Source organism: Clostridium hydrogeniformans DSM 21757 (assembly GCF_000686705.1).
In the GTDB taxonomy this organism is placed as follows: Bacteria; Bacillota; Clostridia; order Clostridiales; family Clostridiaceae; genus Clostridium_Z; species Clostridium_Z hydrogeniformans.
This window is the reverse complement of sequence record NZ_JMLJ01000003.1, coordinates 203,901-225,134: the sequence shown is the minus strand read 5'-3', so window position 1 is coordinate 225,134 and position 21,234 is coordinate 203,901. Positions and strand designations below refer to the sequence as shown.

19 protein-coding genes are annotated in these 21,234 nt (G+C 27.9%); 16 read left to right on the top strand and 3 right to left on the bottom strand.

Going from position 1 to position 21,234, the window contains the following annotated elements:
- Window positions 1-334 precede the first annotated feature (334 nt).
- The 6 genes from tet (at window position 335) to BR69_RS0100955 (ending at window position 8,662) form a co-directional block, all read left to right on the top strand.
- Complete coding sequence (gene tet / locus BR69_RS0100980) at window positions 335-2,287, top strand: tetracycline resistance ribosomal protection protein (protein ID WP_027631504.1); 1,953 nt, start codon at window positions 335-337, stop codon at window positions 2,285-2,287.
- Window positions 2,288-2,374: 87 nt separating this feature from the next.
- A complete protein-coding gene (locus BR69_RS0100975; RefSeq protein WP_027631503.1) occupies window positions 2,375-2,689 on the top strand; it encodes a nucleotide pyrophosphohydrolase in 315 nt (104 codons plus the stop codon).
- Between the two features lie 223 nt (window positions 2,690-2,912).
- On the top strand, window positions 2,913-3,425 hold the full coding sequence (locus BR69_RS0100970; protein ID WP_027631502.1) for a sigma-70 family RNA polymerase sigma factor: 513 nt from the start codon (window positions 2,913-2,915) through the stop codon (window positions 3,423-3,425).
- A 1-nt stretch (window position 3,426) separates the two neighbouring features.
- Window positions 3,427-4,740: a DUF4179 domain-containing protein gene (locus tag BR69_RS0100965; protein WP_027631501.1), complete on the top strand. Its 1,314-nt coding sequence runs from the start codon at window positions 3,427-3,429 to the stop codon at window positions 4,738-4,740.
- A gap of 413 nt (window positions 4,741-5,153) precedes the next feature.
- Complete coding sequence (locus BR69_RS0100960; RefSeq protein ID WP_027631500.1) at window positions 5,154-6,881, top strand: ABC transporter ATP-binding protein; 1,728 nt, start codon at window positions 5,154-5,156, stop codon at window positions 6,879-6,881.
- Window positions 6,881-8,662 carry an ABC transporter ATP-binding protein gene (locus tag BR69_RS0100955; RefSeq protein WP_027631499.1) on the top strand — a complete coding sequence of 594 codons (1,782 nt, stop codon included), beginning with the start codon at window positions 6,881-6,883 and terminating at the stop codon, window positions 8,660-8,662. The genes BR69_RS0100960 and BR69_RS0100955 overlap by 1 nt, the downstream gene beginning before the upstream one ends.
- Before the next feature lie 304 nt (window positions 8,663-8,966).
- Here the strand turns inward: BR69_RS0100955 and BR69_RS0100950 are convergent, their stop codons facing one another.
- Window positions 8,967-10,079, bottom strand: coding sequence for a DEAD/DEAH box helicase (locus BR69_RS0100950; RefSeq protein WP_034849011.1), 1,113 nt, complete (start codon window positions 10,077-10,079; stop codon window positions 8,967-8,969).
- 359 nt (window positions 10,080-10,438) lie between these two features.
- On the opposite strand from BR69_RS0100950, the gene tlp reads away from it, so the two are divergent.
- On the top strand, window positions 10,439-10,666 hold the full coding sequence (gene tlp, locus BR69_RS0100945) for a small acid-soluble spore protein Tlp (RefSeq protein WP_027631497.1): 228 nt from the start codon (window positions 10,439-10,441) through the stop codon (window positions 10,664-10,666).
- 240 nt (window positions 10,667-10,906) lie between these two features.
- Here the strand turns inward: tlp and BR69_RS0100940 are convergent, their stop codons facing one another.
- Complete coding sequence (locus BR69_RS0100940) at window positions 10,907-11,806, bottom strand: AraC family transcriptional regulator (RefSeq protein ID WP_027631496.1); 900 nt, start codon at window positions 11,804-11,806, stop codon at window positions 10,907-10,909.
- 261 nt (window positions 11,807-12,067) lie between these two features.
- Between BR69_RS0100940 and BR69_RS0100935 the strand changes: the two genes are divergently transcribed.
- On the top strand, window positions 12,068-12,748 hold the full coding sequence (locus BR69_RS0100935) for a pseudouridine synthase (protein WP_027631495.1): 681 nt from the start codon (window positions 12,068-12,070) through the stop codon (window positions 12,746-12,748).
- A 222-nt stretch (window positions 12,749-12,970) separates the two neighbouring features.
- Here the strand turns inward: BR69_RS0100935 and BR69_RS0100930 are convergent, their stop codons facing one another.
- Window positions 12,971-13,504, bottom strand: coding sequence for a GNAT family N-acetyltransferase (locus BR69_RS0100930; RefSeq protein ID WP_027631494.1), 534 nt, complete (start codon window positions 13,502-13,504; stop codon window positions 12,971-12,973).
- 309 nt (window positions 13,505-13,813) lie between these two features.
- Between BR69_RS0100930 and BR69_RS0100925 the strand changes: the two genes are divergently transcribed.
- The 8 genes from BR69_RS0100925 (at window position 13,814) to BR69_RS0100890 (ending at window position 21,191) form a co-directional block, all read left to right on the top strand.
- Window positions 13,814-14,089, top strand: a complete 276-nt coding sequence (locus tag BR69_RS0100925) for a TIGR04104 family putative zinc finger protein (RefSeq protein ID WP_027631493.1) — start codon at window positions 13,814-13,816, stop codon at window positions 14,087-14,089.
- Window positions 14,090-14,263: 174 nt separating this feature from the next.
- Window positions 14,264-14,707 carry a hypothetical protein gene (locus tag BR69_RS0100920; protein ID WP_027631492.1) on the top strand — a complete coding sequence of 148 codons (444 nt, stop codon included), beginning with the start codon at window positions 14,264-14,266 and terminating at the stop codon, window positions 14,705-14,707.
- Between the two features lie 142 nt (window positions 14,708-14,849).
- Complete coding sequence (locus BR69_RS19630; protein WP_051623433.1) at window positions 14,850-15,314, top strand: PIN domain-containing protein; 465 nt, start codon at window positions 14,850-14,852, stop codon at window positions 15,312-15,314.
- Window positions 15,315-15,386: 72 nt separating this feature from the next.
- The gene (locus tag BR69_RS0100910) at window positions 15,387-15,818 is read left to right on the top strand and encodes a hypothetical protein (protein WP_027631491.1); all 432 of its coding nucleotides are present in this window, start codon (window positions 15,387-15,389) and stop codon (window positions 15,816-15,818) included.
- 89 nt (window positions 15,819-15,907) lie between these two features.
- Window positions 15,908-16,585: a DUF1361 domain-containing protein gene (locus tag BR69_RS0100905; RefSeq protein WP_027631490.1), complete on the top strand. Its 678-nt coding sequence runs from the start codon at window positions 15,908-15,910 to the stop codon at window positions 16,583-16,585.
- Between the two features lie 335 nt (window positions 16,586-16,920).
- Window positions 16,921-18,306, top strand: coding sequence for an MATE family efflux transporter (locus BR69_RS0100900; protein ID WP_027631489.1), 1,386 nt, complete (start codon window positions 16,921-16,923; stop codon window positions 18,304-18,306).
- 393 nt (window positions 18,307-18,699) lie between these two features.
- Window positions 18,700-19,836, top strand: coding sequence for a LuxE/PaaK family acyltransferase (locus BR69_RS0100895; protein WP_027631488.1), 1,137 nt, complete (start codon window positions 18,700-18,702; stop codon window positions 19,834-19,836).
- Window positions 19,836-21,191, top strand: coding sequence for an acyl-CoA reductase (locus BR69_RS0100890; protein WP_027631487.1), 1,356 nt, complete (start codon window positions 19,836-19,838; stop codon window positions 21,189-21,191). Before BR69_RS0100895 ends, BR69_RS0100890 begins: the two co-directional genes overlap by 1 nt.
- Window positions 21,192-21,234 lie beyond the last annotated feature (43 nt).

Genomic DNA, 21,234 nt, shown 5'->3' with positions numbered 1-21,234 from the left:
GATAAACTAAAAAATATCACACCTTTTAAGGGATTGATATTTAGGGGAGGTTCCTATAAAAGATAGGTGTATAGTTTAATGTTTAAAGTAAAACCCTTACGTTTAGAGTTTTAATCATTGAATAAATTAAATTTTTACTTTAAATTACTATAACTATATTTTTAATTTAAGATTAGTAAATTAAAGTCTTATGTCTCATATTTATATTTAGGAAATAACTTTTAAGGTTGTAAGTGAACTTGTGTTCATTTAGAGCCTTTTTATTTTGGAGTGATTATTTTAATGAAAATAAATAAGCATTATATAAAAAAGAAAAGTAATAGGAGGGATGTATATGAAAATAATTAATATAGGAATTGTAGCCCACGTTGATGCAGGAAAAACCACTACAACTGAAAATCTTTTATATTATAGTGGGGTAATAAAGAATATTGGGAGTGTAGATCTAGGAAATACTCAAACAGATTCTATGGATCTTGAACGTAAGAGGGGAATTACAATTAAGTCATCAGCTACATCCTTTACCTTTAATAATGTTAAAGTGAATCTTATTGACACCCCAGGACATGTAGATTTTATTTCAGAGGTTGAGCGTTCTTTAAGTGTTTTAGATGGGGCAATATTAGTTGTATCAGCAGTAGAAGGGATTCAATCTCAAACAAGAATACTATTTAACACCTTAAGAAAATTAGGAATACCAACAATAATTTTTATAAATAAGTTAGATAGGGTGGGAGCAAACTTTACTAAGGTTTTTAATGAAATAAAGAAAACTATGTGTAGTAAGATTGTAAAATTACAAGAGATTTATAGTGAAGGAGGCAGGGAAGTCTCTGTAAATCATACATTTAAAGAAAATATAATAGACAATGCTATTGATGTTTTATCAGATTTAGATGAAGAGTTTTTAGATGAATATGTAAGTGGAGTAAATCACAAAGTAGAGGAAATAGAAGAAAAACTTTTTAAGTATTCAAGGGAAGGAAATTTATATCCAGTGTTTTCTGGTGCAGCATCAATCGGAGTTGGAATTAAAGATTTATTAAATGGCATATCTAAGTATTTACCATTCTCTAGTGAAGACTATGAAGGAGATTTATCAGGAGTAGTCTTTAAAATTGAAAGGACAGAAACAAAGGAAAAGAAGGTTTATATAAGATTATTTAAAGGTAAGCTATCTGTGAGAGAAAAAATAGAGGTCTTTAATAATGACAGAGTAGAAAAGGTTAAAAAAATTAATGCCATAGAGAATGGTAAGCCTATTGAAGTATCTACCATATATGCTGGAGATATTGGAGTCTTATATGGACTTACAAGTTTTAAAGTTGGGGATGTTATTGGAGCTCCCAATCATAGAATAAAGAGTATATCAATAGCGAGGCCCACATTAAAAACTAAAATATCTTCTATTAATAAAGAAGAGAATAATGAATTATTTAAAGCCTTAACACTTCTTACAGAAGAAGATCCATTATTAGAGCTTGGAAGAGATGAGAATGAAAAAGATATTTATGTAAACTTATTTGGGGAAGTTCAAATGGAAATTTTAAGTTCCATACTAAATGATAACTATGGAATAAAAGTAAAATTCTCAAATATTCAAACCATATACAAAGAAACTCCTAAGAGTATTGGCACAGCCACAATGTATATGAGAGAAAAGTTTAATCCCTTCTGGGCAAGTGTAGGACTTAAAATAGAACCCTTAGAAAGGGGAGAAGGATTAAAATATATTTCAGAAGTTACAACAGGATTTTTACCTAAGTCCTTTCAAAATGCTATTGAGGAGGCTGTTCTTAAAACTAGTAAGCAAGGATTATTTGGATGGGAGGTCACTGACATAAAGGTAACCCTTACCTTTAGTGAATTCTCAAGTCCTGTTAGTACTCCAGCAGACTTTAGGGATTTAACCCCTATGGTTTTTATGGAAGCTTTATATAAGGCAGGAACTAAGCTTTTAGAGCCTATACATGAATTTGAACTTAGAATTCCTCAAGAGGTATTAAGCAAGGCCCTATGGGATTTAGAAACAATGAGAGCAGAATTCAATAATCCAATTATTGAGGGTGAAGAATTTTTAATAAATGGACTTATTCCAGTAGAGAATTCAAAAGAATATAAGATGAAGATTGCCTCATACACAGGAGGAAAAGGAATGTTTTTAACAAGATTTTATGGCTACACGGAGATAATTATAGAGGAGGCTAAAGTTCGTGAGAGAAGCACTTATGATCCTTTAAATAAAAAAGAATACTTACTTCATAAACTAAATGTAATTAGAGATTAGTTTATATAAAATTTCTATAATAAGTTTATTTTAAAATCTACTTTATAAGTTTAATATTGATATAATAAGAGAGAAGGAAAACTAGATATGAAAGAAACAATAGAGAGAATAAGAAAATTTAAGGATGAAAGAGATTGGGCTCAGTTCCATACTCCAGAGAATTTAGCTAAAGCTATAAATATAGAATCTGGAGAATTATTAGAGCATTTTCTATGGGATAATAATTATAATAAAAAAGAAGTATGTGATGAGTTAGCAGATGTATTGGTTTATTGCGTTCATATGGCAGATTCTTTAAATGTAGATATAGAAGAAATAATAAATAAAAAGATGGATAAGAATGAAAAGAAATATCCAGTGGAGAAAGCAAGGGGATCAAGTAAGAAGTATACAGAACTTTAATTTAAGATGGAATTATAAAATCAGAAGAAACCCTATGAATTTTTAAATAGGATAAATGCTTCAATTCAATTATGAGTTGAAGTTTTTTTATGAGTAAAAACAGGGAAAATATATAAAATAATTTTTAAAATTGTATGGAAAAATAAAACTCTTTACATATATATGAAGTCTAATGGGTGTAAGAAAAAGTTACTAGTAATTGTTTTCTAGAAGGGGAGGACTTATGAAGGATATAGTTAAACTAGCAATAGAGGGGGATGAGGAGGCTTTTCTTTCTTTAATAAACAATAGAAAAGAGCAGCTATATAGAACTGCCTTTGCTTATGTGAAAAATAAGGAAGATGCCTTAGATATAATTCAAGATACTGTATATAAGGCTTATATATCAATAAATACATTAAAGGAGCCTAAGTATTTTAATACCTGGCTTACTAGGATATTAATTAATAATGCTATAAGTTTAATGAAGAAAAAGAATAATGTAGTTTATTTAAAGGAAGAGGTATTAAATAATATACCAATAACAGAGAAGAATATGGAGGAAAAGTTAGATTTATTATATTCAATAGATAAACTAGAGGAGAAGTTAAAAAGAGTAATTATATTAAAATATTTTAATGACTTAACTATAAAGGAAGTTGCCATGGTTTTAGAGATTCCAGAGGGGACAGTAAAGACCTACTTGAATAAGGGATTAAGTAAGCTAAGAACTTATATGGGAAGGGAGATAGTATAGTATGAATGAAATAGAAGATTTAAAAAAATCAATTGATATACCAGAGGAATTAGACCTAGCTATAAACTTAGGGTTAGAAAGAGGAAGAAAAGAGAGGACAGGTAAGAAAATAAGTTTATTTAAAAGTAAAAGAATAAAAAAGGTAGCTGTGGCAGCAGGAATAGTAATGGTTACTGCTATAGGATTAGGGCTAAGATTTCCAGCTTATGCAGAGGAAATTCCAGGAATAGGACAGGTAGTGGGATATATAAGTAAGACCTTTGGGGTAAATGGTTACGATAATGCTGAAAAAATTTCTTATTCTGCATATGCTGATGGGTATACTATTAATGTGGAAAATATTTATTATGATGGAGATGAGTTAACTGTATTCTACAATGTTAAGGGAGAAAAACCTCTAGATCCTTCTAAGGCGTATTGGTTTCAAGGAAATATAAATTACCATAAGGGATTACAGTATGAATATGGTATGGAAAAAGGAAATTTAATAGATGAGTATACCTTTGGAGGAATGATAAAATATTATGCAAAACCCCACGATGGAAGTAAACTCCCTAAGATATTTAAAGGAGAGTTTGATATTAAGAAAATTCTCATTGGATTTGGAAATACAGAAGAAATAGAAATTAATAAAAAGCCTATAAAGCTAAACCTAAATAGTGAGAATTTAAAAATAGAGGAATATAGTATAGGAAAAGAAATAGAATCCCATGGAAATACTATAGAATTATTAAAATTATATAAATATCCTAATAAGATTGCTATTGATACAAAATATAAGGTTAATAATGAAAATAGAGAATTAAACTACTACCTATGGGATACTAAAAAAGGGATATTAGAGTTTGTTTCTGGAAGTGATAAAGAAGATAATATATTAAGTATAAAACATGGACTTCCTAGTAAGGATGGAGAGGTATTTATTATTCCGGAAACTTCTGATAATCATATACAAAAAGAAAATGTAGAAATAGAAGGTAAGTTAGTAGAGATGGGTAAAAAATATGATTTTGGAAATAGGGGAACAGTAGAAATAGAAGATATTAAACAAGGAGAAAATGAAACTTTCATTACTATTAAGACTACTGGAGAACAATCAAGAGTTAAGTTAAATATATTTGAGGAAGGTACAACTGGTAGCTTTTATATACCTAAGTATGAAGTTGAAAAGGAAATACAAGGTTTATTAGAGCAAAGGGTTAAATATGCCTACCCTAAATTAGATTTAAATAAAAAGTATTATATAGAAGTTGTTAATAGAAATGATGACTATACTATATTAAAGGACCAAATAATAAAATTAGATATTAAATAATATATATGTTACATTAAACAACTTACATTTAACTGGTTGATGACTCAATAAGTTTTAATGTAGTTTTAATATTACAACTTATATAGATAAAGACTATTAAAAATATAAGATAATATAATCATATGTATTGAAGCAAAATTAACTAAAAACTTCAGCCTAGTAATAGGTTGGAGTTTTTTATAGTAAAAAATAGAAAAGGTATTAAAAAATAAAATAATAACTTGTAGTCATATAAATAATTTTTCTAAAAATAGAGGTGTATATATTTAAGAAGAAAAAGAAAAATATATATAGAAAGTAAAAAAAATATGGACATTAAAAAAACATGGTATATAATATACTTTATACCATAATGAGAGTTAGTTGTATTGAGATAATATAAAACATATGAAGAAAGGAGTTTAGAACACTTAATGAAATTAATTTTAAAATATTTAAAAAATTATAAACCTCTTATTGCATTAAATGTAATATCAATTTTTGGTTTTGCCTTAGTTGAGTTAGGCATACCTACAATAATGGCTAAAATTATTGATATTGGTATAGCAAATAATGATGTAAGTTATATAAAAAGAATGGGACTTATACTTGTGGTTATTTCTATAGTTGGGGTTATGGGTACCATATTACTTGGATACTGCTCCGCTAAGATATCAACTAGTATAACTAGAGATATGAGAAATGATGTCTTTAGAAAGTCTCAAGAATTTTCCCACAGTGAATATGATAAGTTTGGGGTATCATCCATGATTACGAGAACCACTAATGATGCTTTCCAATTATTATTATTTACAAATACTTTATTAAGAACCGCATTAATTACCCCAATAATGTTTACCGTAAGCTTAGTAATGATTCTTAAAACAAGTTTATCATTATCTATAGTATTAGCAGTAACCATACCTTTTATAGTAATTGGAGTAATAATTATAGCTAAAAAATCTCACCCAATGTCTCAAATACAACAAAAAAGATTGGATAAATTAAATCGTATATCTAGAGAGAATCTTACAGGAATAAGGGTAATTAGAGCCTTTGGTAATGATGATCATGAGAGAAAAAGATTTGCAAAGACCAATGAAGATTATACAAGCATATCTAAAAAGTTGCATAAGCTTATGGCTATTTCTCAGCCAATGTTCTTCTTATTATTAAATATAGCAATAATAGCAATATTCTGGGTTTCAAGTAATATGATAAATACTGGAAGCCTTCAAGTTGGACAACTGGTAGCTTTTATAGAATATTTATTCCATGCTATGTTTTCTATGATGTTATTCTCAATGGTATTTGTTATGTATCCTAAAGCACAGGTTTCAGCTGATAGAATTCAGGAATTATTAGATGAGAAACCTCTTATTGAAAGTCCGGAAAATGGAACTCGAGATACAGAGGTGAAGGGACTAGTAGAGTTTAAAAATGTTACCTTTGCTTATCCAAATGGGGAGGAAGCTGTACTTAAAAATATATCCTTTACAGCTAAAAAGGGAGAAACAATTTCCTTTATAGGAAGTACAGGTAGTGGAAAAAGTACATTAATTAATTTAATTCCAAGATTTTATGATGTTACAGAGGGTAGTATAACTGTAGATGGAGTAGATGTAAGGGATTATGATTTAAAGTCACTGCGTGAAAAAATTGGCTTTATACCACAGAAAACTCTATTATTTACAGGAACTATAGGAAGTAATATTAAATTTGGTAAGAAGGATGCAGATAAGGAAGAGTTAGAGCACTCTGCAAAGGTATCTCAAGCTTATGATTTTATAACTCATAAACCTAAAAAGTTTGAAGAGTCAATAAGTGAGGGTGGATCTAATGTGTCTGGTGGACAAAAACAAAGATTATCTATTGCAAGAGCAGTAGTTAGAAAACCAGAGATTTATATATTTGATGATAGTTTTTCTGCCTTAGATTTTAAAACAGATGCAACTCTTAGAGCAAGACTTAAGGAAGAAACCACAGATGCTGTAGTTTTGATAGTAGCCCAAAGAATAGGCTCTATACTTCATAGTGATAAAATTATAGTATTAAATGAAGGAGAAGTAGTAGGCATGGGTACTCATAGGGAATTATTAAAGACCTGTGAAATATACCATGAAATTGCATCATCTCAGCTTACAGAGGAGGAATTAGCATAATGAAGAAGTTTAAAACTAGTATAAACAGCCTAGCTACCTTTGTAAGACCTTATAGAGTACCATTTATTACTGCCATTGTATTTATAATAGCAGCAGCAGTCTTTAATGCTCTTGCTCCAATGACAGAAGGATTAATAATAACACAGCTTACAAAAGATGCCTTTAACATGATAAAAGGAGTTGAAGGGGCTTCAGTAAACTTTAGTTATATTTTGAAAACCCTTGGAATTTTAGCTGGAGTTTATGCCTCTAGTGCAATATCAACCTATATAGCTATTTCTTTATTAACCAATGCTATTCAAAATACCATGAGGGATCTAAGAGATGCTATTCAAGATAAGATTAGAAAACTTCCAGTAAGTTATTTTGATAAAAATACTTATGGAGATGTATTAAGTCGTATTACTAATGATGTAGATACAATTTCTAATGCAATGCAGCAGAGTTTTGTTCAAGTGGTTAATGCCGTATTGTCTTTAACTTTAGCTCTTATAATGATGTTTAGAATTAATCTTAACATGGCTCTTTTAGCTATGCTTATAATACCTTTAAGTTATTTAATTTCTAAAGTTATAGTTAATAAATCTCAAAATTTATTTTCTAAACAACAAAAAGCATTAGGTAAATTAAATGGTAAGGTTCAAGAAATATACACAGGGTTTAATGAGATAAAGTTATATGGAAAGCAAGAAGAGGCTATAGAGGAATTTGAAAGTATAAATGAGGAACTTTGTAGTACAGGATTTAAGGCTCAATTTATATCTAGTATAATGTCTCCTTTAATCTCTTTAGTAAGTTATTTAGGTATTGCTGCCATAGGTGTTATTGGAGCATTTTATTCCATTAGCGGAGCTATTACAGTAGGTAACTTACAGGCATTTATACGTTATATATGGCAGATAAATCAGCCACTTTCTCAGGTTACTCAGCTTTCATCTACAATTCAATCAGCCTTTGCATCCATTGAACGTGTGGCTGAAATATTAAATGAAGAAGAGGAAGTTCCAGATTCTAAAACTTCAGTAAGACTCCATAATCCTCGTGGAAATGTTACTTTCCAAGATGTTAAGTTTGGATACACCGATGATAATATGTTAATAAAGGGCTTAAGTGCAGAGATAAAAAGTGGTCAGATGGTAGCAATCGTTGGACCAACTGGTGCAGGAAAAACCACATTAATAAACTTACTTATGAGATTTTATGATATTAAGGGCGGTTCCATAAAGATAGATGGAGTAGATACTAGGGAGATGAAGCGTGAAGACCTAAGGTCAATGTTTGGAATGGTACTACAGGATACTTGGTTATTTAATGGAACAATTTATGATAATATTGAGTATGGTAGATTTGGAGCAACTAAGGAAGAGATTGTAGAGGCAGCTAAAATAGCTAATGTACATCACTTTATTAAAACCCTTCCAGAGGGATATAATATGTTCCTTAATGAGGAAGCTTCTAATATATCTCAGGGGGAAAAACAATTATTAACCATAGCTAGGGCTATAATATCAGATCCTGCAATATTAATATTAGATGAGGCTACTAGTTCTGTTGATACTAGACTAGAAGTATTACTTCAAAAGGCTATGAAGAATATAATGAAGGGAAGGACTAGCTTTGTTATTGCTCATAGGCTTTCAACCATCCGTAATGCAGATTTAATCTTAGTTATAAATGATGGAAATATTATAGAGCAGGGAAATCATGAGGAATTAATGAAAAAAGGTGGTTTCTACGAAAAACTTTATAATAGTCAATTTGAAGATAAGGAAGAAGATTAATCTAAAATATTCTTTTTAAGGATAGTTGTTTTATTTAATATTAAGTAGAAACTTATAAATAAATATTATCTAAGGGTTTTAGAGAACTTTAGAAAAAATATATTTATTTAATATAATAAGGTATGAAGTTTAAGAATTTATCTTAAATTTCATACCTTATTTTTATAGGACTTTAATATAAACTTTTAACCTATTTATTAAGATATTATTGCTTTATCTCAACCTATATATATGCATAAATTAATTTTAAAAACTAAAGCTTTATATAGAATTTCTAAGTAAATTTTATATTACAATTTTATAGTTAATCTAAATTCACATCTCTTCTAGGGATAGTAAGTTTAATTTCTTTCTCTATTTCATCTAAGACATTTTTGTTCTTTGGATCAATAAATAGACAAGTGTATCCTTCTTCTCCAGCTCTTCCAGTTCTACCAATACGATGTATATAAGTCTCTACATTTTCAGGGATATCATAGTTATATATATGACCAACACCACTTACATCTAGCCCTCTAGCAGCTACATCTGTAGCTATTAAATATTGAATATCAGCATTTCTAAAAGATTTCATTATTCTCTCACGCTTTGATTGAAGTATATCACTATGTAATTTTGCACAGTTATATCCACGCTGATGAAGTGCTGCCTCAAGATTATCTACTCTTCTTTTAGTTCTACAGAATATTATAGCCATAAATGGATTATCCTCATCTAAAACCTTACATAAGGAATCTTGCTTCCATCTATCTGTAGTTTCAACTACTTGCTGTTTAATATTATTTAAGGTGATTTCTTCTTTTTCTATAGATACAACTACAGGATCTTTCATATATCTATAAGCTAGTTTTTTTACTTGAGAGTCCATAGTCGCAGAAAAACAAAGAACTTGATGCTTTTTAGAAGTTTCTTTCATAATTTCTTCAACTTCATTTTTAAATCCCATAAGTAACATTTGATCAGCTTCATCTAATACTAATGTTTTAAGATTTTTAAGATTTATGGTTTTCCTTCTAAGATGATCTAAAAGTCTACCAGGAGTAGCAATAATTAAGTGAATATTATTTTTAAGTTTTTTAAGCTGAGAGCCTATATCCTTACCACCATAGGCTGCTAAAATATTTATATCTTTACCTTCTTTAAGTTTCATAGCCTCTTCAGTAATTTGAATAGCTAATTCTCTTGTAGGAGAAATTATTAAAACTTGAGTTGTATTTATATTTGGAGATATATTTTCAAATATAGGAAGTAGGAAGGCAAGGGTTTTTCCAGTACCAGTTTGAGCTTCAGCTATAAGGTCTCTTCCTTCTTTAATATGTATAATACTTTTTTCTTGAATTTCAGTGGGAGTATTAATACCAGAGTTTTTTAGCACATTTATTATATCTTTATTAATTCCTAAGTCTTTAAAATTCATCATTTCATACCTTTCATTAGTAATCTCTATTTTTAATTTCAATTAATAATATCATATTGTTAAGATTAACACTAATAAAAAATAGTATGTATAGTTTAAATTGTTATTATTTCATATTTAGTGAGATAAACTTAAAAATCTTATTGAAGATAGAATACAAATACTTTTTATATATTATAGATTGTTGTGTAAAGTCATCACAAAATATATAACAATATTTATATATTACCCTCATCGTATAATAAATATATTTACACATATAATAAAAAAGTCAGGTTTGGTTATATAAATTAATAACTTTAAAACCTTAGTATTTTTAATAATAAATTTTTATGATGAAACAAAGGAGAAATAAAATTATGAAGAATAAACCAGATGATAGAAGAGATAATGTAGATAAAATTCAATGCAATATTAGTAATACCATTCAAAATATTCATAAGGCTGAAGAAATGATTGAAATAACAGATGATGAAAAAACAAGAGAAGATCTTATGGCCAAAAATGAAAGAAGAGATGAGGCTCTTAATGCTATGAGAAAAGAAATTAAAGATGAAGCAATGGCTAAAGAGAATGGATATAAATAGTGAAAATTATAAAAGTAAAATATACTTATAAGAAATTAAACAATTAGCAATAAGAGGGTAATTTAAAATAAGTTTTTATTTTGAATTACCCTCTTGGAGTTTAAAATACCTTTATGAACAATAGCATACTTTTACAAACTTAATATATCTCTATAAATTTAACATACTTCTATTCTATACACTCAACATACCTTTATAAATCTAACATACTTTAATAAATCTAACATACTTCAATAAACTTTATATTCTCTTTATAGGAATATAGATTTGCATTGAAATTTTATCATATTCTGAGGGGTGACAATGCTCATCATAATACTCAAAATCAAGTTTACTTTCATCAATTTCATATTGGGAATTGGGGAACCAATGTTGAAGTATATATGTCCAAGTTCCCTTTATGGAGGATACAAATTCATCTTCATGAACCGGTGGAGTAGTAAATACAGCATAGGTAGCAGAAGGAATTTCTAGCTTATACATATCCTCAGAGGCCTTATCAAAATTATCAACAGCAACAGCCATTACATATGAAAAATCATCGGTATTCATATCAGTGTTAACACAAATACAATATTCTCCATGTTTTTGTGGATTTAGTTGTTTATATAGCCTTTCCTCGCAATTATTACCATCAAAACCACGGTGAGACCAGAAAGCGGGAATGTCTTTTGAGCGTAACACGTTCTTAAGGTTATTTTTAAATTCATACCCAGCAACCTTAAAACTATGCATGTCTATTATTTTAGGTTCCATAACAATACCTCCAGTTAAATTTTCTTTTAAATATAATAAATTAATTTTCGGGGGAAGCCCTTTAGGAGCATGAAGCCTATATAAGCTTGGAGGATAACCAAAGGTGCGTTTAAAGGCTTTATTAAAACCAGCATGGGTTTCAAAGCCATAATCCATTGCAATATCAATTATCCTTCCCCCTTTAGCTAAATCATGTAAAGCAAATTGCAATTTTCTTTTTGTTACATAGTCCATTACTGATAAGTTAACAAAACTACTAAAGATTTTATAATAATGATAGGTTGAAAAACCTGCAATTTTGGCCAAATCATCTACAGATAAATTATCATGAATATTAGCATCAACATAATCAATGGTTTTTTGAATTAAATTAATATACTCCATGAAGTCACCTCATTTAAATTTCCTAGGATAACTATATAATAACATTTACAAATATAATTTCTTATCCTAAATTGTTAAGATTAAAATTTAAAATAGAATATGACTTAAGATGGAGACATTAGAAAAGTTTAAAGAAAATTTTTATGATGAAGTTTATTGTAAATAAGTAAAATTAATTATGTTATAATCTATAGGATAAAGTAAAATAACTGTTTGTAGGATAAACATAAAGATGATATAAGGGAGAGAGAAAGACTTGGGATGAGGATAAACAAACTACTTAGTAATTATGGAATTTGCTCAAGAAGAGAAACAAATAGATTTGTTGAAGAGAATAGAATAAAGGTAAATGGAGAACCTTGTATTAAAGGACAATGGGTAGAGGAAGAGGATATAATACTCCTTGATAACCAGCCTATTAAGAAAAAACATAAGGTATATATACTTTTAAATAAACCAGTAGGGGTTACTTGTACTTCTGCTAAAGAAGTGGAGAATAATATAATTGATTTTATAAATTATCCAGAATATATTTTTCCAGTTGGAAGATTAGATAAGGAATCTCAAGGATTAATATTAATGACTAATGATGGTGAATTATCAAATAAAATTCTGCAATCAGAAAATCATTATGAAAAGGAGTATATAGTAACTTTAAATAAACCCTTTGATGATTTATTTATAGAAGGGATGAGCAAAGGAGTAGAAATTTGTAATGTAAGAACTAGACCCTGTAGAGTCACTAGAATTAGTGAAGATACATTTTCAATTATTTTAACTCAAGGATTAAATAAACAAATTAGAAGAATGAGTAAAACCTTTGGATATACAGTTATTAGGCTAGAGAGAATTAGGATTATTAATATGACTGTTTGTGGAATAGACATAGGTAAATGGCGTAATATTACTGATGAAGAATTAACAGAACTAAAGAAATTATGAAAATATACACATAATAAAGTGATTTAACTAATTAAATAAGTTAAATCACTTTATTGAATTTCAAGGCTATTTTTTATATTAAAGGGATTAAATATTTGATTATGGTTTATAATATATGAATTTTTAAGATCGGTAAAAGGTGATTTCTCCTAACTTAATTTATACTAATTATCAACTAAGATATATTGAGCAATAATCTCTAAATATCAGGCGATACAATATTTATTTAATTTCTTTTAAGGATTTAAGGAAATAAAGTGTCAAGTCATCATCATTTGAACAGCTAGCATATTGTTCTAGTTGATTTCCATTATACCAAGCACCTGTACCATCCGGAATATATCCTCGCTTTACATACATTCTTTGAGCAGATCCATAGCCATAGTGTAGTCCTACAGATAGAGAAACGAAATCATTCTTCTCTTTTGCAAGTTTCTCTACTACATTCATAATCTTAGTTCCTATACCTCTTTTTTGATATTTAATAAGGACATTAAAATCAACAATTTCAGGTATATTTTTATATGCAAAAGGACCAGTTTTTGCAAAGGAAAGTAGCGTTACATATCCAGCAACATCACCATCTATTTCAGCAATAATAACTAATCTTTCATTATTTTCTTGTTGAGTATAGTAATCATTAAATAGTTCATATGATTTATGCCAATTTTGTTCTGTAAAACCATGAACCAAATTTTTAATATCACTTTTTATCATAGAACGTATAAGTATATTATCTTTATTATAATAAATCATTATAATCCTCCTTTATGTGCATACATTTAAAAATATATAAGATTTCAACATTAGATTAAATTATGTTCCAATATTTATATAACACATATTAAGTTATCTTTTAATCTTATATTATGGAAAGAACTTAGAAAAAAATGGGCTTATTTTAATATAAAAGCTACTTAAGAACCTTTATAATATATGAATTTACATATATTATAACAAGTTCTTATAAGAAATGGTATAATTAGGTATATTGTTTCTTTAAGGGAAAATTTTTAAAATTGTATAGGATGATTTTTAGGGGGTTATCATGCAAAGATGTTGTAAATGCAAAAAAAATTTTCATATATAGAACTTTTATCTTCAACTTTTCAAGGCTATAAAAGCATAAAGTGTAAAAGTTGTAATTCCAGATTTAGAATCAATGAGCTTTCAAGATGGTCAATTTCTGCATTAATACCATTATTAGTTATACTATTTAAAGATTATTTATTAAGTTTAGGAAAAACAAATGCTATGTTGGTTTTGGGACTATATATAGTAATAATTATCTTAATAAGTCCATTTTTAGCTAAATATAAGCAAATAGATGAAAATAAATGATCTCCATAATGGGTGAATCAGCATATAATGACAATTGGATTTCACCTTTTTATTTACATTCCATTATTAATAGTATTTTAAAATAAGTAATAGCTTTTTTATTTAATCTGTAACAGAAAATTTATATCATGATAAAGTAAAGGGAATTTGTATTAAAATATGGGGGAAGATAAAATGAAAAGATTATATAGGTTATTATTTGCTTTACATGTGTTTGTAGGAATAGGGGCTATGGCTGGAGGGTTAGCCGCTATTCTTAATCCTAATAGCCCAATGGGTATCCATACTGATGTATTAAAAAATTCTCCTTTTAATAATTTTTTAATACCAGGAATCATTTTATTTACTGTAATAGGCATTGGGAATATTCTTGCTGCCTTAACTTTTACTTTTAAGTTAAAATATCAAGGATATATAAGTAGCATTTTTAGCTTAGCTTTAGTAATATGGATTGTTGTGCAATGTATAATGCTTAATTCAATTAATTTCTTGCATATTATCTATTTTATTATAGGAATAGTTGAGGCTCTATTGTCAGTAATTATGATTTTCGAGAATAGATTATTTCCAACAAGTATTATTGAAAGTCTGTATAACTCAATAATAAAAAGAGTATAAGATAAATATATAAAAAATTTAAGTTTTCTTATATATTATAATAGACCATTGATAAATTAAGTTTTATCAGTGGTCTATTGATTACTGTGAGAGTAATATAAAAGTAAATAATAAATATAAATAAAAGTTGGTGAGAACTAATATGATTACCTATGTTTTAGATTCTAATATAGTAATAAAATTATGGAATCAAAAGCCAGAATTTTTTAAACTTATGAAAGAAAATAAAAATTTTAAATATATAATACCTAAAAATATAGCAGAAGAGATAGCAGTAAAAGAAAGATGCAGGTATAAAGGTACTTATATTTTGTCACAAAGATTTTTAGATTTAATTAGTTATATAGAGGACTATAAGGGCATTGATATAGAAGATTTTATTAATAAAAATAACATAAAAGTATGTGAGAATAATAAAGCCTATTATTTTAATGATAATAAGTTATCTAAAAATGATTTGATTTTAATATCTTTAGCTAATAGTAATAAAAAATATATTATAGTGACAGAGGACAAAAGAATTTTAAAAGCCTCAAGAGAAATATTAGGATATAAAAAAGCCATAACTTTAGAGGAGTTTATTACTATAGAAGGGAATATTTTATAGGGGGAAACTGTAGAAAACAAGTTTATATATGATATTAATTTATTAAAGGGAAACCATATTTGAGGGGGGTTTATGAAAAAATTTTTTAATTATGTTGAGGAGTTACCATTATTATTTAAGAAACTTTTAGATTCACCAAGTTATAAAATTAATGGGCTTACTGAGGGGAGAATGAAGGAGATACTTGGGGAAAGTTCACCAGTAAAAGGTGTATATATAATGTATGATAATGAAGCGGCTATGTATGTAGGGAGATCAAGGACACTCGCACAAAAGATTGGAACCGATGAAAGGTCATTAGGAAAAATTCAAGCTACTGTATCTAAAAAGATAATGAATTATGAAGAAAGTACTTTTTCCACAATGGAAGAAGCAAGAGAGTATTTGTTTAATAATTATAGAGTAAAATTTATAAAAATAGATGATGAGATATTAAGGGCTTTACTTGTGGTTTATGTGGCAACAGAACTTAAAACACCATTTAATAATTTTATGGAACATTAATTAACAAGGGTTGAGTTTAATATGGACAAGGTACTAGTAATTAATATGAAATGGAAGCATAGGAAAAATCATAAGTTAGGAGAAAATATTTGAATATATTAAGAAATTTTAAGGTGAGATATAAAGAAAGACCTAATATATATGCATTTAGAGTTCTATTTTGGTTATATATATTAATTACTTTCTTATTTGTTGAAAGATTTAATTTTATGATTTTAAATTTAGCTTTAGCATATATACCTCTTGAAATATCGGTAGTTATAGATAATACAGATTATAAAGAAGGACGAATAAATAAGATGAAATATTGGATGCTACTATTATTATGGCTTTTCTTTTATCCTAATTCACCTTATTTAATTACAGATTTTTTTCATTTAGCTAAACTAAATTATATGGATACAGTAATTAGATCTAGATTTACCACTAATCCTTATGTATGGAAACATTTTGCCTATATGGCTACAGGCGTGATTTTAGGAATAGGTATGGGATTACTATCTTTAAAGATTATCTATAGATCATTTATAGACAGTATTAAAAAAGTAAATAGTGTTATATTTGTTACTACTATCTCTTTTTTATCTAGTTATGCTATTTATGTTGGGAGATTTTTAAGGCTACATAGCTTGGATCTTATAATTGCTCCATTAATCACATTAGAACGTATTTTATCAGTATTTTCTTTAAAGTTCTTCTATTTTATAATTTACATGACTATAGTACAGATTATTATATATATTGTATGGAAGCTTATAAAAGATTAGCTTAAGAAAATATATTTCAAATAAATATATTAGTAAAAGTATTATTTTACCTGATGAAAACATTATAAATTATTAATTATATTGTATAGTTAATTAATCCATAGAAGAGGTTGTATTATAATTCATAAATATGTTTTATAATACAACCTTATTTTAATTTGTAATCAATAATATATTTAAAATCACAGGTATTTAAAGTAATTATGGTTTCAAATTTTTTATATATAGGATAAAATTAGATTTGTGTCATACATATTTAAAGGAATAGGAGGGATTACGATAAGTTTTGTATTTTAATATAGTGTATAGGAAATATGAATAAGGATGGTGTGGGGATGAGTGATACAAGAACTAACTTGGAAAAGGGGAAAATAAGTTCATTACTTTTTAAATTATCACTTCCTGCTATTATAGCTCAAATTGTAAATGTTTTATATAATATGGTAGATAGAATATTTATAGGAAGACTTCCAAGTGGAGACATAGCTATGGCAGGGGTTGGTATAGCCTTTCCTATAATTTTAATAGTGTCAGCTTTTAGCGCATTAATAGGGTCTGGAGGGGCTCCGTTATGCTCTATAAAGATGGGAGAAAAAGATAATGATGGGGCAGAGAAGATTATGAGTAATAGCTTTTCTATGCTTATAATTATAGGAATAATATTAACAGTGATTTTCTTAATTTTTAAAGAACCTATACTTTGGGCATTTGGGGCTAGTGAAGCTACTATAGGCTATGCTGAGGATTATTTAACCATATATCTTATAGGAACAGTGTTTGTACAAATAGCTTTAGGAATGAATCCTTTTATAAATACCCAAGGGTTTGCTAAGATGGGAATGTATACTGTTATGATAGGGGCTGCTATAAATATAGTTCTTGATCCTATATTTATTTTTGTATTTTCCATGGGGGTTAAGGGAGCAGCCTTAGCTACAATAATTGCACAAATGGTGTCAGCACTGTGGGTTTTATGGTTTTTATTTGGTAAAAAGAGCATATTAAAATTGAAAAAGAATTACTTAATACCAAAGTTTAATATAGTTATTTCAATACTTGGATTAGGAGTTTCTCCGTTTATAATGCAATTAACAGAGAGTTTAGTACTTATAGCATTAAACAATAGTCTTCAGATATATGGGGGGGACTTAGCTGTAGGATCTATGACGATAATGGGTAGTATAATGCAAATTATATATATGCCTCTTATGGGATTAGCTCAAGGAGCCCAGCCTATAATAGGATATAATTACGGGGCGAAAAACTTTGAAAGAGTTAGAAAAGCCTTTAAGTTATTTTTAGTAACAGCCTTTATTTATACAACGATTTTATGGTTATTATTAAATATAGCACCAGAGTTTTTTGTGAAAATATTTAGTGATGAGCCAGAATTAGTAGATATAACAGCTAAAAATATAAAAGTGTTCTTCTTTGGAATTTTCATGTTAGGAGTTCAAATAGCTTGTCAGCGAACCTTTTTATCACTAGGACAAGCCAAGATATCTTTATTTTTAGCATTACTTAGAAAGGTAATATTGCTTATACCACTAATTTTTATAATGCCTAATTTTTTAGAAGATAAGTTGTTAGCGGTGCTTGTAGCGGAACCTATAGCAGATATATTAGCTGCTATTATAACTCTTATTTGTTTTATTATGTATTATAAAAAATTGTTGAAAGATGATGTATTAACAGAGAATTTTTCTTTAGGAGATTCTTAGTTTATAATACTATAAATTTATAATATATTAAGGCTTTTACAATAAGCATGAATTAGATTTTATCTAATTCATGCTTATTAATTTTTATAAAAATTCTTGAGATAATAATCTTTAAAAATGTATTTTTATAATAATTTAATAAATAAAGGTAGAAAAAAATATTAGGATATTAAACTTATATAGAAAATCAAGGGTAATATTGATATAAATTTTAATTGTATTTAAACAATTATATGAAAATTAAAGATAAGAAGAGATAAATTACAATATTTCCAATAAATAGAATGAATTTAAGGGTAAGTAACCATCAGTGGATTTGAAAGTAATAGAAAATAGGAGTATAAATAAACTGACCGGTCAGTTTAAAAATATTAAATGATTTAGGAGGTTTATATGGAGAGGGTTAACTTTTTTATGGATTATAAGAAAAATTTAGTACAACAATATAATCAATGTGCAGCTTATAAGCTGCTATGTGATAATCAGGGATTTAATCCTAGTATTAACCTAAAATCAGAAAATGATATGGATGAAGTACCATATTTTACAACTACACTTTTTAAAAAATCTCATGGACTGTTTAAGGATTTACTAAGAGTTCCTGCTGATAAATTAGATAAGTGGACAGTTTCTAGTAGTACAAGTGGAGATCCAAGTATAGTTGGTAGAAGAACAAAGGATATAATTAAAATCAAAGAATTTATTGAAAGAGAAAAATCTTTAAAATCTTTAAATGATTATGATTGTGTATTTTATCCAGAGCCAGAGGTAATGAAAAAATATAAAAGTCAAGTTATACTAGGAAAATCTACAGAATCATATATAGGTAATATGCTAGATATATTTAACTTTAGCGAAAATACAATCTTTCTTATAAAACCGGATAAGGAAGATTTAACAATAGATATGGATTCGTTTAAAGCTTTTTTAGAAGATCATAATAATATGGATCATAATCTTTCCATAAGAGGATCAACTATATTATTATTTGATTCAGTAAATAAACTAAAAGATAATATGAAACCAGTTAAATTAGGAAAGAATGCTATAATTCACACTGGAGGAGGAGGTTGGGATGGTAAAAAGGGGAACTTGTCCATGGGATCTGCATTGAGAAGACAAGATTTTGTTGAAATTGTTTCTGAGTTCCTTGGAGTCCCAAAGGAAAACTTTGTTGATAGTTACTCTTTTACAGAAAATAGCTTTCCTATAACCGGACATTATTCTAAAGAATATAAGGATTATTTATTTCATATTCCAACATGGGGAAGGGTTATGATTAGAGATATTAAGACATTAAAGCCTCTTAAGAATGAAGGGGATAAAGGATTCATTCAAATGTTAAATGCCTATGGAACATCAGCTTTTGCTGGGGCTTCAATTTTAGTAGATGATATAGGGGAGATAGTATCTATGGAGGAGTGTCCAGAATGTGGTAGTAAGTTAATGACTATACGAATTTTAGGAAGAGTTAAAGGATCAGAGGCTAAGGGATGTGGGGCTACTCTTAATGTAAAGGAGGGCATATAATGAAAATAGAATATACATGTGGAAGTAATGCTATATCAAGAAACATAAATAATCTTAATCTTGAGTTATTATGTTCAAAGGAAGACGAAATTATTTCTGAATTAGATAGATTAAAGAAAAATAAAGAATTAGCTCATAACATTCCATTAGAAAGTACAATAGAATTATTAGATAAGTGTGCAAAACTATGGTTAGATAAGGAATATTCAAAAGAACATATTAGGATAATTTCACAGATAACCAATCAAAGTGAAGAACTTGTATCCTATGAACTTGAGAATACTATGACAATGCTTTTACGTGAGAATACTGAAAAAATAGTTAAAGAGGAACTAGGAAATATTGAAGTCTTAGATAATTGGGTTGAAACCACTTATGGATATGTTCACAGACAGCCGAGAGGAGTAACCTTTCATAATATTTCTGGTAATGCCTTTGTTGTTATTCCTATGAGTATTTCAATGGGATTATTATCAAAAAACTGCAATTTAGTTAAGGTATCAGGAGATGAACCATACTTTGCATATGCCTTTTACAAAAGCTTATGTGATATAGATATTACCGTTAAAGAACGTTTATCAGTAATTTATTTTAATAGTGAAGAGGGAGATGTATATGATTCAATAGTAAAGAGAAGTAATTGTGTTATACATTGGGGTGGCGATTACTCAGGAAAGATAATGAGAGAGTTATGTGCTAAGTACAATTGCCATTTAATTATGCATGGTGCAAAGATAAGTTTTGAGGTTATAGATAATACGGAGGATATCACCAAAATATCAGAATTAGTTGCAAGGGATATAGTATTCTGGGAGCAAAAGGCGTGTCTATCCCCTAGATTAGTATTTGTTAATAATAATATAGATACTAAAGACTTTGCTGAATCATTATCTAATAATTTGAAGTCTTTAACTGAACTTTTGCCTAAGGCATATTTAAATCCCTGGAGCTCTATGAAAATAATACAAGATAGACAATATTGCCTTTTAAAATATGGATTAATGGATATAGAAAACGTAAAAGTATATTCCTCTTATAATGCAGATTATACAGTAATATTAAATAGTAAAATGCCAGATAAACAGGATATTGATAGATGTTTTAATAGATTTATTTTTATATGTCCATATGATGATATTAATGAAGTTTATAATTATGTGGAAGAAAATCTTAAAGATTATTTGCAAACAATGGGATATAGCGGAGATGATAATAGTTTTATAGAAAAAATCACATTATTAGGTGTAAGTATAGTAACAAAACCAGGAGAAATGCCCCTACATTATCCAGGAACCTCTCATGATGGAATACACAATTTAAATGAAATGACATTTGTAGCTAGTAAACAATTTTAAATAAATAGATAATAGTTATAAAATTAATGTTTATAATGGAGGG